Origin of the sequence: Halobacillus sp. ACCC02827, from assembly GCF_030291935.1 — a bacterium.
Lineage (GTDB): Bacteria > Bacillota > Bacilli > Bacillales > Halobacillaceae > Halobacillus.
The window spans coordinates 2,580,696-2,604,244 of record NZ_CP128168.1; the positions used below are offsets into that span (position 1 = coordinate 2,580,696).

Annotated in this window: 30 protein-coding genes and 1 riboswitch; of the genes, 4 read left to right on the forward strand and 26 right to left on the reverse strand. The window is 45.0% G+C overall.

What is annotated here, in order from left to right:
- Positions 1-18: 18 nt before the first annotated feature.
- The 9 genes from sufU to QRD89_RS13745 form a co-directional block, all read right to left on the reverse strand.
- Positions 19-462, reverse strand: a complete 444-nt coding sequence (gene sufU, locus QRD89_RS13710; protein ID WP_008635737.1) for a Fe-S cluster assembly sulfur transfer protein SufU — start codon at positions 460-462, stop codon at positions 19-21.
- Positions 452-1,672 carry a cysteine desulfurase gene (locus QRD89_RS13715; RefSeq protein ID WP_008635738.1) on the reverse strand — a complete coding sequence of 407 codons (1,221 nt, stop codon included), beginning with the start codon at positions 1,670-1,672 and terminating at the stop codon, positions 452-454. The genes sufU and QRD89_RS13715 overlap by 11 nt, the downstream gene beginning before the upstream one ends.
- A gap of 1 nt (position 1,673) precedes the next feature.
- Positions 1,674-2,981 (reverse strand): Fe-S cluster assembly protein SufD, encoded by a 1,308-nt coding sequence (sufD, locus tag QRD89_RS13720; RefSeq protein WP_286095455.1) that lies wholly within the window; start codon positions 2,979-2,981, stop codon positions 1,674-1,676.
- 19 nt (positions 2,982-3,000) lie between these two features.
- The gene (sufC, locus tag QRD89_RS13725; RefSeq protein WP_008635743.1) at positions 3,001-3,786 is read right to left on the reverse strand and encodes a Fe-S cluster assembly ATPase SufC; all 786 of its coding nucleotides are present in this window, start codon (positions 3,784-3,786) and stop codon (positions 3,001-3,003) included.
- A 235-nt stretch (positions 3,787-4,021) separates the two neighbouring features.
- Positions 4,022-4,174 (reverse strand): YuzK family famiily protein, encoded by a 153-nt coding sequence (locus QRD89_RS19285; protein ID WP_502875576.1) that lies wholly within the window; start codon positions 4,172-4,174, stop codon positions 4,022-4,024.
- Between the two features lie 214 nt (positions 4,175-4,388).
- Positions 4,389-4,754, reverse strand: a complete 366-nt coding sequence (locus tag QRD89_RS13730; RefSeq protein ID WP_008635747.1) for a carboxymuconolactone decarboxylase family protein — start codon at positions 4,752-4,754, stop codon at positions 4,389-4,391.
- 65 nt (positions 4,755-4,819) lie between these two features.
- Positions 4,820-5,650, reverse strand: a complete 831-nt coding sequence (locus QRD89_RS13735) for a MetQ/NlpA family ABC transporter substrate-binding protein (RefSeq protein ID WP_026578263.1) — start codon at positions 5,648-5,650, stop codon at positions 4,820-4,822.
- A 24-nt stretch (positions 5,651-5,674) separates the two neighbouring features.
- On the reverse strand, positions 5,675-6,343 hold the full coding sequence (locus QRD89_RS13740) for a methionine ABC transporter permease (RefSeq protein ID WP_008635749.1): 669 nt from the start codon (positions 6,341-6,343) through the stop codon (positions 5,675-5,677).
- Positions 6,336-7,361, reverse strand: a complete 1,026-nt coding sequence (locus QRD89_RS13745) for a methionine ABC transporter ATP-binding protein (protein WP_008635750.1) — start codon at positions 7,359-7,361, stop codon at positions 6,336-6,338. Before QRD89_RS13745 ends, QRD89_RS13740 begins: the two co-directional genes overlap by 8 nt.
- A 79-nt stretch (positions 7,362-7,440) precedes the next feature.
- Positions 7,441-7,549, reverse strand: a riboswitch (SAM riboswitch).
- Positions 7,550-7,746: 197 nt separating this feature from the next.
- On the opposite strand from QRD89_RS13745, the gene QRD89_RS13750 reads away from it, so the two are divergent.
- The gene (locus QRD89_RS13750) at positions 7,747-8,166 is read left to right on the forward strand and encodes a TlpA family protein disulfide reductase (RefSeq protein ID WP_286095459.1); all 420 of its coding nucleotides are present in this window, start codon (positions 7,747-7,749) and stop codon (positions 8,164-8,166) included.
- On the opposite strand, the gene QRD89_RS13755 is transcribed toward QRD89_RS13750, so the two are convergent.
- The 9 genes from QRD89_RS13755 to QRD89_RS13795 all read right to left on the reverse strand — a co-directional run bounded on the left by QRD89_RS13755 (position 8,159) and on the right by QRD89_RS13795 (position 16,848).
- Positions 8,159-8,470, reverse strand: a complete 312-nt coding sequence (locus tag QRD89_RS13755; RefSeq protein WP_152522219.1) for a hypothetical protein — start codon at positions 8,468-8,470, stop codon at positions 8,159-8,161. The genes QRD89_RS13750 and QRD89_RS13755 overlap by 8 nt on opposite strands.
- Before the next feature lie 104 nt (positions 8,471-8,574).
- Positions 8,575-8,889: a thioredoxin family protein gene (locus tag QRD89_RS13760; protein WP_286095461.1), complete on the reverse strand. Its 315-nt coding sequence runs from the start codon at positions 8,887-8,889 to the stop codon at positions 8,575-8,577.
- Positions 8,890-8,899: 10 nt separating this feature from the next.
- Positions 8,900-9,247 (reverse strand): toprim domain-containing protein, encoded by a 348-nt coding sequence (locus tag QRD89_RS13765; RefSeq protein ID WP_008635754.1) that lies wholly within the window; start codon positions 9,245-9,247, stop codon positions 8,900-8,902.
- A 119-nt stretch (positions 9,248-9,366) separates the two neighbouring features.
- Positions 9,367-9,750 (reverse strand): glycine cleavage system protein GcvH, encoded by a 384-nt coding sequence (gcvH, locus tag QRD89_RS13770; RefSeq protein WP_286095463.1) that lies wholly within the window; start codon positions 9,748-9,750, stop codon positions 9,367-9,369.
- Between the two features lie 83 nt (positions 9,751-9,833).
- Positions 9,834-10,193: an arsenate reductase family protein gene (locus QRD89_RS13775; protein WP_286095466.1), complete on the reverse strand. Its 360-nt coding sequence runs from the start codon at positions 10,191-10,193 to the stop codon at positions 9,834-9,836.
- A gap of 139 nt (positions 10,194-10,332) precedes the next feature.
- Complete coding sequence (locus tag QRD89_RS13780) at positions 10,333-12,114, reverse strand: acyl-CoA dehydrogenase FadE (RefSeq protein ID WP_008635758.1); 1,782 nt, start codon at positions 12,112-12,114, stop codon at positions 10,333-10,335.
- A gap of 17 nt (positions 12,115-12,131) precedes the next feature.
- Positions 12,132-13,307 carry an acetyl-CoA C-acetyltransferase gene (locus QRD89_RS13785; RefSeq protein ID WP_062514192.1) on the reverse strand — a complete coding sequence of 392 codons (1,176 nt, stop codon included), beginning with the start codon at positions 13,305-13,307 and terminating at the stop codon, positions 12,132-12,134.
- 24 nt (positions 13,308-13,331) lie between these two features.
- Entirely contained in the window at positions 13,332-15,719 is a 2,388-nt protein-coding gene (locus QRD89_RS13790) for a 3-hydroxyacyl-CoA dehydrogenase/enoyl-CoA hydratase family protein (protein ID WP_286095469.1), read from the reverse strand.
- A gap of 211 nt (positions 15,720-15,930) precedes the next feature.
- Positions 15,931-16,848, reverse strand: coding sequence for a proline dehydrogenase family protein (locus tag QRD89_RS13795; protein ID WP_008635761.1), 918 nt, complete (start codon positions 16,846-16,848; stop codon positions 15,931-15,933).
- 214 nt (positions 16,849-17,062) lie between these two features.
- Here QRD89_RS13795 and QRD89_RS13800 point away from each other — a divergent pair, with 214 nt between their 5' ends.
- Together QRD89_RS13800 and QRD89_RS13805 are read left to right on the forward strand one after the other, a co-directional pair.
- Positions 17,063-17,326: a hypothetical protein gene (locus QRD89_RS13800; protein ID WP_008635762.1), complete on the forward strand. Its 264-nt coding sequence runs from the start codon at positions 17,063-17,065 to the stop codon at positions 17,324-17,326.
- 11 nt (positions 17,327-17,337) lie between these two features.
- Positions 17,338-17,667, forward strand: coding sequence for a spore coat protein (locus QRD89_RS13805; RefSeq protein ID WP_286095474.1), 330 nt, complete (start codon positions 17,338-17,340; stop codon positions 17,665-17,667).
- Between the two features lie 35 nt (positions 17,668-17,702).
- Here QRD89_RS13805 and QRD89_RS13810 read toward each other — a convergent pair whose 3' ends face one another.
- The 8 genes from QRD89_RS13810 to QRD89_RS13845 form a co-directional block, all read right to left on the reverse strand.
- Complete coding sequence (locus QRD89_RS13810) at positions 17,703-17,909, reverse strand: cation transporter (protein ID WP_008635764.1); 207 nt, start codon at positions 17,907-17,909, stop codon at positions 17,703-17,705.
- A gap of 90 nt (positions 17,910-17,999) precedes the next feature.
- Complete coding sequence (locus tag QRD89_RS13815; RefSeq protein ID WP_008635765.1) at positions 18,000-18,764, reverse strand: STAS domain-containing protein; 765 nt, start codon at positions 18,762-18,764, stop codon at positions 18,000-18,002.
- Complete coding sequence (locus tag QRD89_RS13820; RefSeq protein WP_008635770.1) at positions 18,751-19,410, reverse strand: cobalamin B12-binding domain-containing protein; 660 nt, start codon at positions 19,408-19,410, stop codon at positions 18,751-18,753. Before QRD89_RS13820 ends, QRD89_RS13815 begins: the two co-directional genes overlap by 14 nt.
- A gap of 5 nt (positions 19,411-19,415) precedes the next feature.
- The gene (locus QRD89_RS13825; protein WP_008635771.1) at positions 19,416-19,784 is read right to left on the reverse strand and encodes a hypothetical protein; all 369 of its coding nucleotides are present in this window, start codon (positions 19,782-19,784) and stop codon (positions 19,416-19,418) included.
- On the reverse strand, positions 19,781-20,086 hold the full coding sequence (locus QRD89_RS13830; protein WP_008635772.1) for an antibiotic biosynthesis monooxygenase family protein: 306 nt from the start codon (positions 20,084-20,086) through the stop codon (positions 19,781-19,783). Before QRD89_RS13830 ends, QRD89_RS13825 begins: the two co-directional genes overlap by 4 nt.
- A gap of 164 nt (positions 20,087-20,250) precedes the next feature.
- Positions 20,251-21,060 carry a VLRF1 family aeRF1-type release factor gene (locus QRD89_RS13835; RefSeq protein ID WP_008635773.1) on the reverse strand — a complete coding sequence of 270 codons (810 nt, stop codon included), beginning with the start codon at positions 21,058-21,060 and terminating at the stop codon, positions 20,251-20,253.
- 126 nt (positions 21,061-21,186) lie between these two features.
- On the reverse strand, positions 21,187-21,369 hold the full coding sequence (locus tag QRD89_RS13840; protein ID WP_008635774.1) for a YfhD family protein: 183 nt from the start codon (positions 21,367-21,369) through the stop codon (positions 21,187-21,189).
- Positions 21,370-21,444: 75 nt separating this feature from the next.
- Positions 21,445-22,617: an MFS transporter gene (locus QRD89_RS13845; protein ID WP_026578255.1), complete on the reverse strand. Its 1,173-nt coding sequence runs from the start codon at positions 22,615-22,617 to the stop codon at positions 21,445-21,447.
- Between the two features lie 131 nt (positions 22,618-22,748).
- Here QRD89_RS13845 and QRD89_RS13850 point away from each other — a divergent pair, with 131 nt between their 5' ends.
- Positions 22,749-23,507 carry a TrmB family transcriptional regulator gene (locus QRD89_RS13850; protein ID WP_062514202.1) on the forward strand — a complete coding sequence of 253 codons (759 nt, stop codon included), beginning with the start codon at positions 22,749-22,751 and terminating at the stop codon, positions 23,505-23,507.
- Positions 23,508-23,549 lie beyond the last annotated feature (42 nt).

The window sequence follows — 23,549 nt, forward strand, 5'->3', positions numbered from 1 at the left end:
TTTGGTATGAACAGACGCTTAGTCCTGCTTCTCTTCATCGACACCTTTCTCCATGGCTTTCCAAGCTAACGTGGCACATTTAATTCGAGCCGGAAACTTGGAAACTCCCTGGAGTGCTTCGATATCACCGAGGTCGATATCTTCTTCCTCAATATCGTTCCCCTGCATGATTTCTGAGAACAGCTTAGACATTTTTAATGCGTCGTCTACGGACTTTCCTTTGATCGCCTGGGTCATCATGGAAGCAGAGGAGAGGCTGATGGAACAACCCTCTCCATCGAACTTGGCATCCTTTACAAGCCCGTTATCGATCAACAACTGCAGTTGGATACGATCCCCGCATGTCGGGTTATTCATATCCACAATCATCGGATTACCTTCGATAGATCCGCGGTTACGAGGGTTCTTGTAATGGTCCATGATCACTTGGCGATAGAGTGTATCTAAGTTATTAAAAGACATCGCCAAAATACTCCTTTGTTGTTTGTAGTCCTTCAACGAGTCGGTCTATTTCTTCTTCAGTATTATACAGGTAGAAGCTGGCACGAGCCGTCGCTGATACATCGAGCCACCTCATCAGAGGCTGGGCACAATGGTGACCGGCTCGTACAGCGATTCCTTCTGCATCCAATACCGTTGCGAGGTCATGAGGGTGTACGTCGCTTAAATTGAACGTAACGAGACCTGCGCGGTGTTCCGGACCGTAGATGGTAAGTCCGTCCACTGTTTTCATGCGATCTTGAGCATAGGCAGCAAGCCTTTCCTCATGTGCAAGAATGTTATCCATGCCGATATCGGTAAGAAAATCAATGGCAGCACCCAGTCCGACAGCACCTGCGATAATCGGCGTTCCGCCTTCAAACTTCCACGGAAGCTCTTTCCACGTGGAGTCGTACAAGTTTACGAAATCGATCATTTCGCCTCCGAACTCCACAGGCTCCATAGCGTTAAGAAGCGCCTTCTTCCCGTAGAGAACACCAATACCTGTAGGGCCTCCCATTTTATGACCGGAAAAGGCATAGAAGTCAGCATCCAGATCCTGAACGTCGACACGCATGTGCGGCACACTTTGGGCACCATCAATAAGGATGACGGCTCCCTGCTCATGGGCCATACGAGCGATCTCTTTCACTGGGTTGATGGTACCAAGCACGTTGGAAACGTGTACGATGGCAACGATTTTCGTATTGGAAGTGATCGTTTGTTTCGCATCTTCCAAACGAATAGTGCCATCAGGTTGTAGCGGCATGTATTTCAAGGTCGCACCAGTTTCTTTAGCAATTTGCTGCCAAGGAATGATGTTACTGTGGTGCTCCATGGGTGTGATGACGATTTCGTCACCTTCCCCAAGGTTGCTTCTGCCGTAACTTGCGGCGACTGTATTAATGGCTGTCGTTGTTCCTCTTGTGAATATCACTTCCTGCGTACTGGAAGCATTAATGAAGCGCCTGACCTTTTCCCTTGCGCCTTCATATTCATCCGTCGCTTTTGTGCCAAGAGTATGAACGCCCCGGTGCACATTGGAATTGTAGCCTCTGTAATATTCGTTCAACTTCTCGATCACTTTCAGTGGCTTCTGAGAGGTTGCTGCAGAGTCCAAATACACGAGCGGATGACCGTTGACTTCCTGATGCAGAATAGGAAATTCCTCGCGTATGGCTTTGACATCCATGTTAATTTACTTTCCTTTCAATCACTTGCTGAAGTTGACGCTTCACAGCTTCTACAGGCAGCTGGTTTACCACCGGTGCAAGGAACCCGTGAATGATCAAACGCTCCGCTTCGAATTTGGAAATTCCGCGGCTCATCAAGTAATACAACTGCATAGGATCTACGCGGCCAACGGAAGCTGCGTGTCCTGCCGTTACATCATCTTCATCAATCAAAAGAATAGGGTTGGCATCTCCACGGGCATCTTTACTGAGCATAAGGACACGTGACTCCTGCTCTGCGTTGGATTTGCTGGCTCCGTGTTCAATCTTACCAATTCCGTTAAAAATAGCGGATGCTTTATCCTTCATCACTCCGTGCTGAAGAATGTAGCCGTCTGAACCTTTACCGAAGTGTGTGATGTTTGCTGTAAAGTTCTGCTTCTGATCTCCGCGGCCGATTGCTACCGTTTTGGCATTGGAGTGGGAGTTATCACCAATCAGGTGGGTGATATTTTCGGAGACAGTATCCCCTTCATTCATTTGACCCAACGCCCACTCAATGACGGCATCCCGATAGGCAACACCGCGGCGGTTTGCATAAACGGTTGTTCCTTTGTCGAAGTTATCCACTGCACCATACGATACTTTCGCACCGTCCTTGGCAATAACTTCCGCTACAATATTAGCAGATGTCTTCTCTTCTTTATTATGAGAGATGTAGTTCTCCACATACGTAACAGAGCTGTTTTCTTCAGCAACGACAAGAATGTGATTGATTAAGGAAGCTTTTTGGTCTTCCTGCCAGAAAATAGCTTGAATCGGTTCTTCAATCTGTACGTTTTTCGGTACATAAAGGAAGATACCACCGTTCATTAGCGCTGCATGAAGGGCTGTCAAACGGTGCTCATCGACGTGCACCGCATCATTCATATAATACTTTTCCACGAGCTCTCCGTGTTCGCGCAGAGCTGTAGCGATGTCTGTAAAGATAACTCCCTGTTCTTTCAGGTTTTCATCAATCGCAGCATAAGCCACTGTATGATTACGCTGAATGACAAGGTTTTTAGGCGCTTTGTCCTGATCCATGAAATCTTTTATCTCCACCGGAAGTTCATCGAGCGAACCGATCGTTTCACTTGTTACGTGATGATCGAACTCGGTGAAGTTCCATTTAGAGATATTTGTCTTATCCGGCTTAGGAAGCGGAAGTGATTCTGATTTCTCCAAGGCGCTAAGGCGCAGGTTCTTCATCCATTCCGGTTCCTGAAGACCGTTAGAGAATTTTGTGACATAATCTTTGTCGTATGGTAGTGAGACTTCTACTGTCATGATTACCCTCCTATCTTGATTACGCTTTTTGACCGATTGTTTCGTCTTCGATACCAAGCTCCTGCTTGATCCAGTCGTATCCTTCTTCCTCAAGACGCTGGGAAAGTTCAGGACCACCTGATTTGACGACACGGCCTTGCATCATAACGTGTACTTTGTCTGGTGTGATATAGTTCAACAGACGCTGATAGTGGGTAATGATCAGGCAGCCGAAGGAATCATTACGCATTTCGTTAATACCTTTGGCAACAACTTTCAGTGCATCAATATCTAGACCGGAGTCAATTTCATCAAGGATGGCGATTGCCGGTTGGATCATCATAAGCTGCAGAATTTCGTTGCGCTTCTTCTCTCCGCCGGAGAATCCTTCATTCAAGTAACGCTGCGCCATGTTTTTATCCATTTCCAGCGTATCCATCTTACCGTCCATATCTTTAATGAACTTCATCAGGGAAATTTCGTCGCCCTCTTCTCGGTGTGCGTTGATTGCAGAACGAAGGAAGTCAGAGTTCGTTACACCGCTGATTTCGCTCGGATACTGCATTGCAAGGAAAAGACCTGCTTGAGCACGCTCGTCTACTTCCATCTCCAGAACGTTCTCACCGTCAAGAAGAATTTCACCTTTGGTTACTTCGTATTTAGGGTGTCCCATAATTGCGGAAGCCAATGTGGATTTACCTGTTCCGTTTGGTCCCATGACCGCGTGGAATTCACCACCGTTGATTGTTAAGTTCACACCTTTTAGGATTTCCTGACCTTCAATTTCAACATGAAGATCTTTAATTTCTAACGTTGATCCTGCCATAATGAATACCTCCAGTATCTATTATTATCGAATGTCCTGGTTGATAGGGATCAAAGAACCATTCTCATTTTATTCTCATTACAATCTTATATCATTTAGTATTTGTTATCAACATTTTCCTACTATTGATAATATAGAAGGAACGGACATCCTGAATGACATATTCCCCTCGGTTTCTACATTATTATAACATGAAAAAATCAGGTGACTAAACGGCACCTGATTCCATACTTTCTCATCTATGGAGTTGACGGTCGACCTGTGCGATTATCTTCTTGCTCTCTTCAAAATTACGCTGACGCTGCTCTTCCACCTTCATCCTTGTATCAAGCTTTCTACTGTACTCGGCATAGCTCATATTATGAGCCTGGTGCATGGCTTTTTCCATATCAGCAGTATAATGGAGCTGTAAATCGTCACTAATAATAAATCAACCCTTTCAAGTTATTTGCATTTCCAGATTATCACAAAACGATACCCGGAATAAAATCCTGCCAAACCTTATTTCCGGCCTTGACAAAGCAAATGTTCCAATGAAAGCGTTTATTTTTATTTCAGATGGTCATTTATTCAACATTGGTATCCATTGTTGGATTGTCCCATCAATTGACGTTTGTGGACAAATCTTTATAGGCATCCTGGACAAGCGTAACGGCTTGACTCAGAGCAGCACCGCCACCAAAAGCCGCGGCAACCCCGCACGCTTCCAGAACCTCTTTCTCAGAAGCGCCTTGGTCGACACATCCTTTTGTATGATAAATCATGCAATATTCGTCCTGGGCCACGATGCTGATTCCGAGGGCAATCAACTGCTTCTGCTTTTGAGAAATCTCGCCCTCCTTAAAGCACTCTTCCGTAAACTGACTGAATTGATGAGCTACTTCAGGCATATGCTCCTTGAACAAGCCCATTCCTTCCTTATAATCGTGTAAGTATGTTTCTGTCCATGTTCTATTGTTTTCCTCCATGCGTATAACCTCCCAATAAAATAAGTGACTGCGGTTATTATCCCCGCAGCCACTCGTTTTATCCGTTATTCGCTGTCTTCCTTCACAGGTACGACGGCACCATCGTATTCTTCTTCAATAAACGTTTGAATCTCATCAGAATGAAGCACCTCAACCAATTTCTTCAACGCTTCATTGTCTTTATCATCGCTGTTAGCTGCAATCACGTTCACATACGGGGAATCCGGACTTTCCAAGATTAGAGAATCTTCTTGTGGATCCAGGCCTGCTTCAATGGCATAGTTCGTGTTGATTGCTACAAGAACTTCTTCTTCCCGCTTATACGTTTCCGGAAGGTTGGCTGCATCTACACCGGAATCGAATTTGATATTTTTAGGGTTTTCCACGATATCATCCACCTGGGCATCGACTTTCTCCACGTTTTCGTCAAGCTTGATCAGGCCTTCACGCTCCAAGAGGGCAAGGATTCGTCCATGGTCGGATATAGAGCGGCTCATGACGAGTGTCGTTCCGTCCTCTACATCTTTGATATCATCATATTTCTGTGAATAGATCCCCATAGGCTCAATGTGGATGCCACCAAGGTTCACGAAATCGTAGCCGTTATCTTTCTCCTGCAGTTCCATGTAGGGAATCGTCTGGAAGTAGTTCGCATCGATGTCCCCATCGTCCAAAGCTTTATTTGGAAGGATATAATCCTGGTACGTATCGATTGTCAGCGTAATGCCTTCCTCTTCAAGAAGCGGCTTAGCTTCTTCCAATATTTCTGCGTGAGGAATACTAGTAGCCCCCACCTTAATTTCATTTGAATCACCGGATTCTTCATCAGAAGAACCACAGGCGGACAGGACAGCAACGCACAATAATGCCAGTAAACCAAGTGACCATTTTTTCATAAGTATTTTCCTCCTAAGGTTGTTTTATCTTTTATCCAATCGACGGGAAATGAAATCCCCGATGAATTGGAAGATGAATACGAGCAGAATGATTAATACAGTACAGACGAATACGACGTCGAAATCACTGCGCTGGAAGCCATAAAAGTACGCGAAGTCCCCAAGACCTCCTGCACCGATCGCTCCGGCTACAGCCGTATAGCCGACAAGGGCGATGGCTGTAACAGTAATACCCGAAATCAAAGCTGGCATCGATTCCGGAAGCAGCACCTTGAAGATGATGGTGGAGTATTTCGCCCCCATCGATTTTGCCGCTTCCACCACTCCTTTATCCACTTCCTTCAATGCAATTTCTACAAGACGTGCATAGAACGGAGCACCACCGATGATCAATGCCGGAAGCGCAGCCTGCGGTCCACGGATTGTCCCGATAAGGAAGTCGGTGAAAGGGAAAAGCAACAGAATCAAAATGATGAAAGGTATGGCCCGGAATACGTTGACGACCGAAGCTGTTATACCATTTAAAATCTTGTTCTGCCATAAACCTCCCGGAGAAGTGAGGTACAACAGAAGCCCGAGCAGTAAGCCGAGGATAAACGTCCCGATCACAGATATGATAGTCATATATAATGTCTCATTCGTCGCCGTGATCATATCTTCCATTCTTACGTTTGGAAACAGTTGATTAAACATTCGGATTCACCTCCACTTCTACGGATGTAGATTGAATATAGGAGATGGCCCGCTGCCTCTCACTTTCTTCCCCTTCCAATTGCACGAACAAGGTACCATACGCCCCTTTTTGTGTTTGGGTGATCTTCCCGTGAAGGATATTGACATCCAGCGCAAATTCTCTGGAGATCTCACTGATCAACGCCTGATTCGTACTTTCTCCTACAAAGTGGAGCCGGACGATTTCACCAGACGAATAATGGTCTTTGATCAACTGGAGAGAGTTCTCTTTATCGGGATCTCCCATTACTTGATCAACAAACTTCTTCGTCACCGGTTTTTGTGGACGAAGGAAAACATCGAGCACGTCCCCATGTTCTACAATCTTCCCCTCTTCCATCACCGCTACCTGATGGCATATTTTTCGAATGACGTGCATTTCATGAGTAATCAGCACGATGGTCAACCCAAGCTTTTCGTTGATATCAACGAGGAGGTCGAGAATCGAGTCCGTCGTCTCCGGGTCTAAAGCAGATGTCGCTTCATCGCACAGCAGGACCTTCGGGTTGTTGGCAAGGGCCCGGGCGATTCCGACCCGCTGCTTCTGCCCTCCACTCAATTGGGACGGATATGAATTCCCCCTGCCTGACAGGCCGACAAGATCGATGAGTTCATTGACACGCTTCTTCCTGTCTTCTTTCGGTATCCCTGCTATTTCTAATGGAAATGCGATGTTATCAAAGACGGTACGGGACCACAGGAGATTAAAGTGCTGGAAGATCATCCCGATGTCCTGTCTTGCCACCCGCAATTTATTCTTGCTTAAAGTGGTTAAGTCCTGATCATCGACGATAATACTTCCCTCCGTCGGGTCTTCCAGTCTGTTCAGCAGCCGGATAAACGTACTTTTCCCTGCACCACTGTATCCGATAACGCCATAGATTTCTCCTTTATTGATCGTGACGCTGAGGTCATCCACCGCACGTACTTCACGATCTTTGGTCTGAAAAATCTTCGATAGACCTTTGATAGTAATCATGATGTTTCCCTCCTGACAAAAAAAGCGCTTCTCTGTTCAGGAGAACAGAAAAGCGCACATCTATTGTATTCGCTCTGTTCTCTCATCTCCCAGAATTATAACTCTGCAGGATTTGGCACCTTGTCAAGCGTACGCTTGCCGGTTGCCGGGCATCATAGGGCCAGTCCCTCCGCCTCTCTGGATAAGAGATTCGCTTATTCGCATGTATAATTTTAATAGCACAAGATGGATTGTAGCATCGCACCAAAATTGTGTCAACTGGAAATATTCCGTTTTTCAGAAAAATAAGTCGTTTCCATGTACCTCTCATTGGTCGAAGGACGCGGACAATATGTGGTAGCATGTTGCTGTAAGCTTAGTCCAATCACATAAAGGAGCCGCAGATATGAAACAAGAAGCACCCGACTTCGAATTACCGTTTATAAATAAACAAGGAACTTATCAACTAGGAGAAGATAAAGGAAAAGCCGTCGTTCTGACCTTCTGGGCATCCTGGTGCCCGGATTGCGGAAGGGATTTTCCTTTGAAGGAACAGCTATATCAGAACGCAGATAAAGAAAAAGTAAAAATGCTGACGATCAATGTCACAGGGCGGGAAAGAAGTCCGGAAGCGGGCATCGCTTACACGAAAGAATTCCTCACTCAGCCGACCCTTGCCGATAAGGACAGGACCGTATATGACCTGTTTGGATGCAGAGGAGTACCCTCAACGGTCATCATCGATCAGAACGGGTTTATCCACGAAGCGTTTGGTGATCAAGCTTCCTTTCTCGATATCGCACAGTCCTTGGGAAGAATCATTTAGCAAGAAACATCAGGGATTCCAAATAAAGCACATCAGAGAAGGAGCCGTGAATTCGGATGAGGGAGTCGTCCATCGCCGTCAGCCTTTCCCTGCCGGCAAGCAGATCCTCCATCACAGAATCTTCCACATGGATACAAAGCGTGCCATCATCCGTTCTTTGCACATCAGGACATATCCCCGCCGGAGTGATGAGGAAAGTAAATAAATTATTCTTGGACTGAAAAGCTACATGGATCTCTCTTTCCCGCCAAGATGGAATCAGATCGTTCCTATGGTTCACTTTCTCTATCCAAGTCTTCATCATTTCCACCATCCTAAAACGCCCCCTTTGCTTAGACATTCTTGCAAAGGGGGCGTTTTTCCTGTTTACCAACAAGGCTTTCCTTCGTCATTTCCCGGGAAATTAGCTTATTGTTTTACATATTCAGCTGTTTGTTCATACATATGAGGGACCGATTGAAACGCATACACCTTTTTGACGATTTGTTCGTTCTTCATGATTAAAAGGCATGGAACACTCTCAATTTGAAAACGCTCCATAGCGAAAGGGTTCAAGGAAGCATTCACTTTTATGAATACTTCCTCGTTATACAATTCTTCCAACGTCCTCAGCATCTTTTCTGCTAAATGACAGGTAGCACAAAAAGGGCTGTGAATGAACGACAACGTGTATCGGTCCTGCTTCGACTGCTCGGTCCACTCCTGTGAGTCAAGTTCCTGCACAAGCTTCCTCCTAAATCAGATAAATGGACTTCACTTGAAAGTGGTGGTTCAACAATGCTCGGGCGAGCTCCTGTTCAGGCGTGGCTGCTACTTCCCGGAAGGCTTTATCGATATAAATATGCTCGGCGTGCGGAAGCTCTTCGGTCAACTGCTTCCTTAGTTTGTAGCCCGAATCGTCTTCATCCACTAAAATATATACCCTGCGATCATCCAGGTTGTGGTTGAAAATCATTTCCTCCATCCGCTCGATTCCTAAGGTGCCGTACGTGCAGATGATTTCCACTTCTTCATCCAGCACTTTCTTCAGTTTCTTCTTGTCGGTTATCCCTTCGACAATGACGATTCGCTCTCCATCCATCTGCATCACCTTCTATAAAGAAACAGACCATGCCGGAAGAGACATGGTCTGAACATGATTAAGATCCAACGCGATCATGTCAGACAAGCGCCTGTTCCCACCTGTCCGTACTGAAATAATTAATCTTCGTTGATCATTTCCTTGTATTGTTCCGGAGACATTAGTTTGTCCATTTCAGAAGAGTCATTCGGCTCTACGACAACCATCCATGCCTTTTCATAAGGAGACTCATTGACGAATTCCGGGCTGTCTTCCAGATCTTCGTTCACTTCTACTACTTTACCGCTTACCGGAGCATATAATTCAGAAACGGTTTTAACGGATTCCACACTGCCGAACGGCTCGTCCGCTTCCAGCTCATCTCCCACTTCCGGAAGTTCAACGAATACGATGTCGCCAAGCTCTGCTTGTGCAAAGTCAGTGATGCCGATACGTACTTTTTCTCCTTCGTCTTTCACCCATTCGTGTTCTTCAGAATAACGTAGTTCTTTTGGTAAGCTCATGTAAGAATACCTCCACAATCAAATTATATTTTGTTTATTTTATTACCATAAAAGCAAGAATGCCTTTATTTCCACACATCTGCTCACGAAAGCCAGTTTTCTTCAAACTCTTCCGCTTTGAAGCCGACGGTGACCCGGGTGCCGTCTGTTACAACAGGCCGTTTGATGAGCATGCCGTCAGAAGCGAGCCATTGAATCATCGTATCTTCATCTGCGTCTTTCAGCTTTTCTTTCATGTTCTGCTCTCTATACTTTTTCCCGCTCGTGTTAAAGAACTTCTTGGCAGGTTTTCCGCTTTTAGAGACCAGGTCTTTCAATTGCTCTTCTGAAGGTGGCTCTTCGACAATATGTACAGCTTTATAGTCCACCCCGTTTTCATCGAACCACTTTTTTGCCTTTTTACAGGTTCCGCAGTTCGGATACCAATAGAAGGTTACAGTCATACAAAACGCTCCTTCCTTCTTATTGTATTTTATTCTATCACATTGCCAGGATATATTTCATGGTGATTTTTTTGCACAAAAGAAAAGAACCCTGCACTTCCATCGATCAAGGAAGAACAGGGCGCCTTCTTCACGCAGTTTATACGATATATTTTTCTGCTTCGATCAGAGCTTTAGCAATTTCCCGTTTCTTGGCGATGACATTTGTAGGAGTGTAGCGGGTAAGTTTCCGCAGTGCCCCAAGCATCATTCGTAAAGAATCCCCGCTGTCTGCAGCGATCAGTGTTTCCTTAGCATGTGCTTCTAAACGGTTGAACGCTTCCTGCACATAAACTTGCGTGTACAACAACTTTTGTTTACTATTCTCTTCTCCTACTTTATCCATCGCTTTTTCTGTTCGGAGAACGGCAGATTCCATATTGTATACCTCTCCGACCATATCAGCAATATTCACAAGAACTTCCTGCTCACTTTCCAGCTTCTCCCCAAACTTCTGAGCAGCAACGCCGGCAGCAAGAAGACCGATTTTCTTAGCATTGGCAACCAGATATTTCTCTTGAGCAAGTGGTTCTGTGCCAGGCTCTTCCGGCATCATCGTCATGATTTCTTCCTGCAGCTTCTGTGCTTTCTGAAGCAGCGGCAGTTCACCTTTCATCGCTTTTTTCAGCAGCGTACCGGGAACAATCATCCGGTTGATCTCGTTGGTTCCTTCAAAAATACGGTTGATCCTTGAATCCCGGTAAATCCGCTCTACTTCATACTCAGCCATAAAGCCATACCCGCCGTGAATTTGTACCGCTTCATCAACGGCAAAGTCCAGCAGTTCCGTCGCGAACACTTTGTTCAAGGAGCATTCAATAGCATACTCTGCAATGACCTTCGCTACAGCGGCACCATCCTTCAATTCCTCATCCGATAGTTTGCCCATGCTTTGTTCAAAGAGTCCAACCGTCCTGTACACAGAGCTTTCATTTGCATACGTATTCGCAGCGACGGAGGCGATTTTTTCCTGGATCAACGGGAAACTTGAGATCGGCGTTTTAAACTGCTTCCGCTGTTTAGCGTAAGTGACAGATAACTCGACGGCCCGTTTCGCTCCTCCTACCCCTCCGATTGCCAGTTTGTAGCGACCGACGTTAAGGATGTTGAAAGCGATGACGTGTCCGCGCCCTACTTCTCCGAGAACATTCTCTACCGGGACCTCTGCATCCTCAAGAATCAGTGTTCGTGTAGAAGAACTCTTGATTCCCATCTTTTTCTCTTCCGCCCCCGTTGAGACACCTTTGTAATCTCTTTCGACGATAAACGCAGTAAATTTATCTCCATCGATCTTGGCATAGACAACAAACACATCGGCAAAGGCCGAGTTCGTGATCCATTGCTTCTCTCCATTCAAAATGTAATGCGTCCCTGCTTCATTCAACTTGGCCGTCGTTTTCGCTCCGAGGGCGTCGGATCCGGAGCCCGGCTCCGTCAAAGCATATGCTGCAATTTTATCGCCTACAGCCAGTGCAGGAAGGTACTTTTGCTTCTGGTCGTCGTTACCGAAGAACACGATTGGAAGGGATCCAATCCCCACGTGAGCCCCGTGTGTAATGGAAAAGCCGCCGGCTCTTGCAAACTTTTCTGTAATAAGGGAGGAACTGATTTTATCAAGCTGTAACCCTCCGTATTCTTCCGGGACATCGGCACCAAGCAAACCGAGTTCACCGGCCTTCTTCAATAGAGCTACGGAATGTTCAAACTCGTGATTTTCAAGTTGATCAATTTTCGGAACGACTTCTCCTACTACAAAATCTTCCGTCGTCTTAGCAATCATCAAATGTTCATCCGTAAAATCCTCCGGCGTGATGATATCTTCCGCTTTCAAGTCCTCTACTACAAATCCGCCACCTTTAATCATCTCTTTCAAATCGCTCATTTTTACAGCCTCCCTGATTATATTAATTCGAATACGCCGGCAGCACCCATACCTCCACCGATACACATCGTGACAACACCGAACTGTTCGTTTCTCCTTTTCATTTCATGTATCAGACTGAGCGTCAGTTTCGTTCCGGTACATCCGAGTGGGTGACCGAGAGCGATCGCTCCTCCGTTTACATTCACCTTCTCCGGATCGAGGTCGAGTGCGCGAATCACACGAAGAGATTGCGAAGCAAACGCTTCATTCAATTCAAACAACCCAATATCAGCTAAGGATAAGCCTGCCATCTTCAAAGCCTTCGGTACCGCTTCCACCGGTCCTACCCCCATAATTTCAGGTTCGACCCCGGCAACGGCAAAAGACCGGAACTTCACTAATGGCTGCAACCCTTCGCTTTCTGCTTTTTCTCTATCCATCAGCAGCACGGAAGCCGCACCATCACTCATTTGTGAGGAATTCCCTGCCGTGACGGACCCTTTGACAGAGAAAGCGGGCTTCAGTTTTCCGAGTACTTCGGCGGTCGTGCCTGGACGAACTCCTTCATCCACCGAGAAAGTTCTAGTCGTTTCCTTAACTTTGAAATCACTGCCGAGCTCACGATTCATCACCTCTACAGGCACGATCTCATCCGTAAATTTACCTTCTTCTACTGCCTTAGCCGCTCTTGCATGACTTTGGACGGCGAAAGCGTCCTGATCTTCCCTGGAAATATCGAAACGGTTCGCCACTTCTTCTGCGGTATGACCCATGGACATGTAATATTCCGGTGCGTTTTCCACAAGTTTGACGTTCGGTTTAATGACATGGCCGCCCATCGGAATGAGACTCATGGACTCTGCACCACCAGCAAGTGCAGTGTCGTGATGACCGAGCATGATTTTTTCGGCTGCATAGGCGACACTTTGAAGCCCTGAAGAGCAGTAACGATTTATGGTAATTGCCGGCACTTCATGGGAGAGACCGGCAAGGCCCGCTATGTTTCGCGCCATATTCATCCCCTGTTCTGCTTCCGGCATGGCGCATCCGATAATCAAATCATCTATGTTGCCCTCATAGTTGTTGGCACGCCTTAATGTTTCTTTAATGGTAAGTGCAGCAAGATCGTCAGGACGTGTAAAGGCAAGCGAGCCTTTTTTTGCACGGCCGACAGGTGTTCGTGCACCTGCAACAATAACAGCTTCTCTCACGGTTCCTTCCCCCTTTTTAAACGATTAATTACGCAGTGGTTTACCTTTCATAAGCATATGCTGCATTCTTGCCTGCGATTTCGGTTCTCCGACGAGGCTTAGGAATGCTTCTCTTTCAAGGTCCAATAAATATTGCTCATCTACAAGTGTGCCTTCTTTCAGCCGGCCGCCGGCCAGGACGTTCGCCAGTTTTTCCGCAATCTTCAAATCATGTTCACTTGCATAGCCGCTTAACAACAGCGACTTTGCACCAAGCAGCATCGTTGCGTACCCCTGTTCACCCGCAACCGGAACCTTCGTCCGTTTTGGAGCTGTATATCCCGCCCCGGCAAGACCAAGTACTTTCTCTTTCGCATCGTGGATCAAGTGATCCCCATTTGGACTAATGGCATCCATCTGATCAAGGAATCCATTTTCCTTCGCTTCTTCTCCGGAAGTTGACACCTTCGCCATGGCGATTTTTTCAAACACACTTACAGCGACCTTCTGTAAATCGACGGCAACATCTTTTGGAATACTTCGCAGTTGTTTCATGTAAAGTTCTTTATTTCCACCACCGCCCGGAATCAGTCCGACTCCCGTTTCCACCAGTCCCATATAGGTTTCTGAAGATGCCTGGATGGCAGAAGCCGGCAGACAAACTTCCGCTCCTCCTCCTAGTGTCATACCGAATGGTGCTGCAACAACCGGTTTATCGGAATACTTCAGTCTCATCATACTGTCCTGAAAATTCTTCACGACCATTTCGATTTCGAAGAAGTTAAAGTCCTGGGCTTCCATCAGGATCATTCCAAGGTTGGCACCAACGCAGAAGTTCTTCCCTTGGTTTCCAAGGACAAGACCCTCGAAATTTTTGTCAACCTCTTCCACTGCATAATTGATCATCTGGACAATATCCGGCCCGATCGAATTGCTTTGAGAGTGGAATTCAAGACCTGCCACCCCGTCTCCCAAATCAATTAGACTCGCACCGGCATTCTTTTTAATAACGTTTTTTCCCTCTTTCAGGCGCTTTAAATGGATGTTCTTCTTGTTGAAGGACTGCTGGATGTAGTTTCCTTCGTGATAAAAGTAAACGTTTCCATTTTCCTGTTTGTAAAAGCTCTCCTTACCTTCCTTAATCATGGCTTCGACCCAACCTGGAACTGCATCTCCTTCGTCCTTCATCCGCTTCACCGATGTTTCGAGTCCGATGGCGTCCCAAAGTTCAAACGGTCCCAATTCCCATCCGAATCCCCACTTCATCGCTTTATCAATCGCAACGATATCATCTGCAATTTCACCAGCCAATTGAGCAGAATAGATAAGCACCGGCTTCAAGACAGACCAAACAAGATCTCCAGCCTGGTCATCATTGGCTGCTACCAGTGTCTTTAACTTTCTGCGGGTGCCTTTTTCCTGTTTGGCAGCCTCCGTTGCTCTCGTTTTCAATTTCGCCCTCGGTTCGTAATCCATCGTCTGAGGATTGAGCTGCAGGATTTCTCCTTTTTGCTTTAAAAAGAATCCTTGGCCACTCTTAGATCCGAGCCAGCCTTTATCAAGCATCTGTTTCATAAAGGCCGGTATTTCAAACGCCTGCTTCTCTTCTCCATCCACTTGATCGTAAACATTCTTCGCCACATGAGCGAACGTATCGAGACCCACGACATCCAAGGTTCGGAACGTTGCACTTTTCGGACGACCGATCAGCGGGCCCGTGACCGAGTCCACTTCCCCGACACTGTACCCTTTTTCAAGCATCTGCTGGACGGTGATCAAAAGCCCGTATGTTCCGATTCGGTTGGCGATGAAGTTCGGTGTATCTTTCGCTTCCACTACGCCTTTACCAAGCACATCTTCTCCAAACGTTTTCATGAACTGTAGAACTTCCGGATCCGTATCCTTTGTCGGGATGAGTTCGAGCAGCTTTAAATAACGAGGCGGATTGAAGAAATGCGTTCCTAAAAAGTGGCTTCGAAAATCTTCACTGCAGTCTTCCGCCATGGCTTCAATGGATATTCCCGAAGTGTTTGAACTGACAATTGCCCCCTGTTTTCTAAACCGGTCCACATCAGCAAGGACCTTCTTCTTGATGTCCAGATTTTCAACGACGACTTCAACTACCCAGTCCACGTCAGCAATCCTACTTAAATCGTCTTCAAAATTACCTGTTTCAATTAAATCCATGTTACGCTTACTCGTCAGTGGTGCCGGTTTATGCTTCAACAGTTTCTGTTTATTATCAGATGAAATCCGATTGCGGACCGTACGATCTTCCAACGTCAACCCACGATTTTTCTCCACTTCTGTCAGTTCCTTAGGAGCCATATCGAGCATAAGTGTCGGGATACCTATGTTAGCCAGATGAGCGGCAATACCTGCCCCCATTACTCCTGAACCGAGCACGGCTGCTCGTTTGATTTTATGAGCCATTCCTAATCCCCCTGTCATTTTGAATGAACAGTCATTCATTTTAAAATCAAAAAAATAAGTACGACAAAATCGTATCTATGTATAATATAAAATATTTTCAGATATTTCGCAATCCTTTTGTCGTAAAAAAGGACAAGATCTTCCAATTGAGGACAAGGGCGGCTCCAGTCTCCCCATCAAACCGGCATCTCGCCCCTTGACAAACCCCTCTTTATTTACCAAAAACGCCTTTTAAAACGAATGCAACATTGGCTGGACGCTCTGCAAGTCTGCGCATGAAGTACCCATACCAATCATTTCCATACGGCACATAAACTCTCACCTTGTATCCCTCTTTGACAAGCTCTTCCTGACGGTCCACGCGGATTCCATAAAGCATCTGAAATTCAAAGCGATCGTTTGGTATTTTCTTTTCCGCTACCAGCTGTTTCGTATAATCAATGATCGCATCATCGTGACTCGCTACAGCCGTATAGTTTCCATTCATGAGATGTATACGGATGATATTCTTTAAATTTTCGTCTACGTCTTTCTTTTCAGGGAAAGCGACTTTTGCTGATTCTTTATAGGCTCCCTTCACAAGGCGAAGGTTCGGACTATAAGCATTCAGCGCTTTTATATCCTCCTCGGTACGGTACAAATAAGACTGCAGAACAGTACCAATATGATCATAATCCTCTCTCAGCTTTTTGAAAATCTCAAGCGTCTTCTCACACCGCTCGAAGTCCTCCATATCAATAGTTACAAATACATCTTTTTCTTCAGCCACATCCAATATCCGGCGCATATTATCCATAACCAGATCATCGGCTATATCCATCCCCATGGAAGTAAGCTTCAGGGATAGTTGGGAATCAAGCTTGTTATCAGCAATTGCACGGATCGCTTCCATGCACTCTTCCGCTGCTGCTACAGCTTCCGATCTGCTGTCGATAAACTCCCCCAAGTGATCGATTGTGACGGACATTCCCTTGTCATTCAGTTCCTTGATCGTTTGAACAGCTGCTTCAATGGTTTCTCCGGCAACAAATCTTCCAGCTCCGAAGCGAAGTCCGTATCGTTTTGCCAGCTTTGTAAAGAACCGGTTTTTGGATAGAAATAAAAAGAAATTCTTAAGGATCTTTTCCATGCCATTACCCCCTGCCAGCAAAAATATCAAAATATTTATATATTTCCGTCTTGTAATCGCTAGCAATTATATTTTATCACTTACAGAGAAAAAAAGGGATAAAAAGAACCTTCATTTCGACAATGTTATCCTTATATTCCCATAAAAACCCACCCTAAATAGAACTATTATTTCCGGTCATACTAAACAAAACAGCCAAAGGAGGATGATGTAGATGCAACAGCAGCAACAGAATCAATCCATTCAACAGGCGCAGCCGATGACGCAGGTACCTGATATTGTCTCTACGAAGGATCAGCTGTATTTAGCGGACATGCTTTCCTGGAATTTAAACGCAAGTAAGAAAGCACACTTCTTCGCCCAAAATTGTCAGACACCTGAAGTTCAGGCTGCCCTTGAAGCTGCAGGTCAAATGCACCAACGACATTACGATAAATTATTAAACCATCTGAATGCCCCTAAACAAAACTTGAACTAAGGAGGACCAAGATGAACCAGTCTCAAAAGATTCAAAACCCGGAAACAAATGTCCCAAAGACGCCGCAGATGAATGAAAGAGATTTCCTGAACGATCAATTAACCACCGAAAAGTATATGACTTCTTCTTATAATGTCGCTTTGAACGAAGCAAGCAATCAAAACTTTTATCAGGACTTAGCTACGATTTTCAAAGAGACACAGGACTGCCAGCGCAACTTGTATAACCTGATGTTTCAAAATGGCTGGTATGCTGTCGAACAGGCGGAACAACAAAAAGTTCAGCAGACCTATCAACAGTTCAATGGATACAAAAATCAACTTCCTTACAATGTACAGTAAATGAGAAAGCCCGGCGGTATAACGCCGGGCTTTCTTTATCCTACTGCTTCATATCCTTGCGCTCTCACAGCTTCTTTCATCAGTCCTTTTGAAACATATGCTTCGTCGTAAGCGATATGAACTTTTCCACTCTCAAGAAGCACCTCGACACCGTGCACCCCCTCTAACGTCTGAAGAGCGTCTTTTACCGATTCCCTGCACTTCTCACAAGACATTCCATTCACTTCCAAAGTCAATTCCATGAAAACTCCTCCTTCACTTTCTTTATACTGGCCCATTCCACAAGGAAGGAAAAATATAACATAAAAAAAGCATTCCTATCTTAGGAACGCTCATTTCACACAGTATTTTTGTACAGCTTGCTGCAGGGAGTTCATATATTTGATACTCGAAGGGAAGTGCTGCATCTGAAAACTTTGTGCCTGGACAGGCTGCATCCCTATAATCATAACTTCTGCCCCCATATAAAGAAGGGAAATCATGATGTTCTTCAGGAGACCCGCGCCCTCCAGCTCCATTTCTCCAACAGCTGTAAAATCAAACAAAACACGATCGATATCAGACTTTTGCGCAGCCTTTAATATAGACGTTTCCACCGAATACATTTTCTCTGCGGTGATATCTCCGAATAACGGCACTAGTGCGGTGTCCGCTGTAAGGCGGATGAAAGGGGCTGACAATTGGTTGCTGTTTTCAATAGCATCTTCTAACTTTTCTTTCTCTTCCAACAGCTCGAAGTTGGTATCGTTTAAACGTGACCGGAGCTGATCCAGTGTTTTGGTCACCTTGGACAACTGTTCATCTTTCGTCAGAATAAGTACTTCCGCATACATGTCATTCTCCCATTTCACATGCATGTCACATGTTTGCGGATTCCCTTGACCATCCTCCGGCTTTAAGTGGACTTCCAAGGATAATTTCTGAACTTCCGGAGTTACCCAGTTCTTCACCTTTGGTACACTTGCCTCATCTAATAATTCAAGCAGGTTTTCCTGTCTCCCAAAAGCCTGTTCCGCTTCTTTGGAATACGATTGGACGAAGTAGTTTTTATTAATAATGAAATAAGGGAGTGGGAATGTACGTTCAACTTGTTTCATTTATTGCTTCATCCCTTCCCTCTTTAAACCATTGGTTCAAGTGATTCAAGTCTTTGATTACCATAGACTGATCCGACTCCAGCTGGCTCAGGTCATATTTGCCGGCCATCCGTCCACCAATCATAATAAATGGTTTCCAATCCAACATAGTGAAATGGTTGACCAGATCCTTAATGGCTGGCAGACGATAAGACAAGGCTGCAGATATACCGATTACATCCGGGCGATACTTTTCTATTTGGACTAGAGCGTGCTGCAGAGACAAATTCGGCCCAAGATACCGGACACGCCAACCATGTTCCTTAAACGTCTCAGCGACCATTTTCAAACCTATGTAATGATGTTCTTCTTCCACACCAAATAACAGGGCTTTATATTTCTTATTTCTATATTTCTTATCGGTCTTCTTTTCCTGTTCCAATTTAGATAAGACAAAATCACAAATAGCCGTTGCCAAATGTTCATCCGCAACGGATATTTCATTTCGCTCCCATAGTTCACCGATATAGTACATAGCGGGTGTCAAAATGTCTTCGTACAAATATGCCCGGGGGTGTTCCTCTAACAATTGCCTTATATATTGCAACGCTGCCTCTTCATCTCCATCAAGGAAATAACGGGCCAGTCGCTCATGATGCAGTTCCAAACTGTTCACCTCTCCGTAAGGATATCCAAATGCTGTAAAGCCTGCTGCAAATATTCTATATAGTGCTCTTTCTGCTCCTTATCATCTACTTCCATTGCTTCAAGGAGCCGTATCAGTCTCTCAAAATTATCTATGATCAACGCTGTAGGGACCTGTCTGGATGTGAGGACGTTATTTAACCAGGAGGTATAGTCAAGGAAGAAATGGACACTATCCATTTCATACGCTGCTTGGAGGTGATCCAAATGATGATGGTTGTCCTCTTCTGTTCTTTCCCGGCCGTTCTGGCCGAACTTCTCCCACAAATAAGGATAAGCTTCATAAATTTCATCGGTAACTTTTCGAGCAAGCCGGTTCTGCTCTTCCGGATTCATGTCGCAACCACCTCATATTTCGTGACTTTAGGTACAATCCCCTGCAGTTCTTCGTCCGGGTATTTCTTCTCCAGCTCGTGGATTTTTCTAAACTGCTCGCTGCGCACCCATTCCAAATATGCCGCTTTTGATTCCCATTCCATGTGTACCGTTAACTCACCAGGCTTGCGGTCATTCTGAAGGAGTTGAAAAGACAAAAATCCTTCCGCTTCATCTACAAGCCTCGAGCGCTTTCGGTATATATTAATTAAATCTTCCGCCTTATGTTCTGGAACTACAACCATGGAATCCACTACATACATTTAAAAATTCCCCATTCTCAATTATTTTCTCTGAATAATATTTTATCATATTGATTTTACCTATGTATAATGTAAAGATTTACTTCCACCTTTGCCCTTCCATCCCCTGCTTTCTTCATCACAAGCAAAAAAAGTGCCTGGGTTCAACCAGGCACTTTTACTATTCAGGATGGAACGACTTCTTTAATGACATGCGTCTCTTCATGATCAAGAAGATTCTTGTTTACCATATCATCGGCCGATTTGTTCATATTGTCCTGCAGGTCTTTCAATTCTTCTTTATGGCCGACTAAATACAATCGTTCCCATTCATAATCTTTTGCGAGTTTATCAAGCTTGGGTGCTACACTCTTATACCATCTGTAGCGATTTGCTTCAAACCGCTCCTGGAACTCATCCTTCTTGGATGATTTCGCTCCGCCTTTACCCATGGAAGGCTGAGCCTGGTGCGGCCCCTGGTGCTGGCGCCAATCTTCCGTATCGAGATCCAGTTCAAACAGCTGGGTATCTTTCAACATTCCAAGCTCTGCATCGATTAATTTGATCTGATTCTTTTGAGTCAAAACGATTCCTGTTTTCGGGAATTTATCCTTCATTTCCTTCAACTGTTCCAGACGCGGCGTTTCCTCCCAATAGAACTCTGTCTTTACGGGCATTTGAAAGCGTTCAGCGAACCATATCGTATCATCACCTGTAGCGAAAAGAACGACGCTTTTTGCGAAATTTTGTTCGTTTTCCTCGATAAATTGTTGGACTTTCTCTTTGACCGCCCAGAAATTCCTTTTCTCATCAGAATCCCCGTCTTCCTGAAGATAGGATTCGAAGTTGTTCAGACCGTTCTTAAGATGGATCTTCCACTCTCCACCTTGCTGCTCGGGATCGGAAGGATCGGTGTTTAAGTACATCGTAAAAACTTTTTCCGGTTTTTCTAAATGAATAGCTTCTAATTTTTTTAGTTCTTTATTCAAATTCATGCAAAAGACCCCTTTCGATATGTTTATTTGAGCTTATGGTACGTATGTTTCCAAATTAAAAAGGGGTTAAACTTCATTTGAAATACTTCATAAAAAAACGGACATCCGAGGATGTCCGTTTCCAATTTATTTCTGTCGATGTGCTCTGCGGTCGGCGGCCTTGCTTCGTTCTTGAGCAATTTTATCTTCCCGATCCGCTAGTTCCTCTGAGAACTCAACATCAATATTAGGATGTTTTTCGTTCTTAGGAGTTTGAGGTAATTTATATTTCTGTTTCCCTTTACCTTTTCGGTGATCGTCTCTACCCATGACTAACCCCTCCTTAAATTAGGAACAATGTTAGTATGAGCCCGGGGCGACGGATTTATTCGATTCCTTTAAAAATCAAGAAGATCGAAGGAGCTGTTTCCTTTTCGCCGGTTTCACCCTTGTAATCGAGAAAATAGCCGTTCCAAGGGCAATAAGTACGAAGACACCACCGACAGAGGCATTATAAATGACCGAGGTCTGCTCAATAACTACACTCCCCACGGAAGAACCGAAAGCAATTCCGAAATGAAGGGCGGAGTTGTTCAGGCTTTGCTGAATATCTGACGTTTCCGGAGCGGTAGAAACGAGATAGTTTTGCTGAGCAGGAGTAACGGCCCAACTGAGTGCGCTCCAAATGACAAGCACGATAAGGAAAAGCGGCAAGGAAAATGTGACGTGTGGAATGACGAAAAGAGCCACAGCAAATAGAGCAATGATTCCAATGATGCTTTTCTCAGGTCCGAACTTGTCGGATAAATATCCTCCTACTCCGCCTCCCAGGACGGCAGCTACACCGAATACGAAATATACGATACTGACCCAAGTACCGTTCATGCCAAGCTCCGATTTCAAGAATGGTGTCAAATACGCATACAAAGTTAAATGTCCGCTCAAAAACAGAAAAGAAGTGAATTGGGCGGTCCATATTTTATTGTCTTTCAAAGTACGGATCTGATCTTTCAGAGAAATGATCGGCTTCGGCGCTATCGTACCTAAGGATACCGCGACCGCCACCATTGATAATAATGTGAGAACACTGATCAACAGGAACGGTGCCCTCCAACCGAATGCATTCCCAATCGTAAGGCCGATGGGTACGCCCAATACAAGCGAACCGCTGATTCCCATGAAAATTGTTCCGATCGCTCTTCCTCTATAGGCAGGTTCTGAAATGGAAGAGGCGATGGTAATAGCCAGTACAACCAACAGGGAGCCGCTTGCAGCCGTTACGATCCGCGACAACATCAATATCGTATAGTTTGGACTCCAAAAGGCGATCAAGTTCCCCAGGAAGAAAATGAATAATGTAACGATCATCAGCTTCTTCCGTTCCATATTGGCAGTCACAGTCAACAAGATCGGTGAAGCGACAGCGAATACTATAGAAAACAAGGAAATGAGCAAACCGGCTCTTCCGACTGACACCTGTAAATCAGCCGCAACAAGATCCAGAATTCCTCCGATAATTAATTCAACCGTTCCTACTACGAAGGCAACAATTGTCAGCAAGTAAATTTTTTTGTTCATAGTTTCGACCCTCTCATTTTAGTTACCACTATGATGGTAACTAAAATGAGAGACAATTACAATAGGTCATGTTTACGTTAGTCGGATGTTCGGTGTATCATTTATGTAACAGCAAAATAAAGGAGACATTCATGCTACAGAAATTCGGTTTCACCCAATATGAAAGCAATGTATTTGAAGTATTAACATCCAGCCGTGAACCACTTGATGCAACGAGCATTGTAAAGTATTCACAAGTTCCTAAGTCCAAAGTGTACGAAGTCCTTCAACGCCTTCAAGAGAAAGGCCTAATCCTCACATCGTTCCACGGAAAAAGAAAATTATATACAGCACTTGCTCTTGAAACGACCATTGAAAAGCTGACGTCAGACTTCGAAGCTAACTTGGAAGAATTGAAAACGAAGGAGTACACGCTCCCTGTCTCCGATGAGCGCGTTTGGACAATGGAAAATGAACAATCCATTACAGCGCTGTTGAAGGCATGTATTGATCGAGCCACTAACAGCATTCTTCTTACGGGCTGGAATGATGAATTGGCCTCTTTGGTCACAGATTTAGAGCGGAAAGCGGAGCAAGGCGTAATGGTGGAGCTTCTTTCTGTAGGGGACCTTGATGCACCCATGTTCCAATCGCATATTCTGCACCCGAACGAGACGCACGAAGCATTAGAACGGCACAAGCTTGTCATTATTGACGGCGAGGAGATGGTGTTCGCCGGTTCCGAATCGGGAGTATCTCAAGGAATACACACGCTTTCCAAGCCACTGGTCAAATTTTTCACGGAATATTTTTACCACGATGTCGCCCTGGCAGAAATCACCGAAAAATATAAAGACATCTTGATGGAAGATGAAGAGGTCAAAAATATTTTGATGAAGCTTCGATATTAAGTATTTCATCCCCGTTCATAAAGTAAAACCGCACACCCGTTG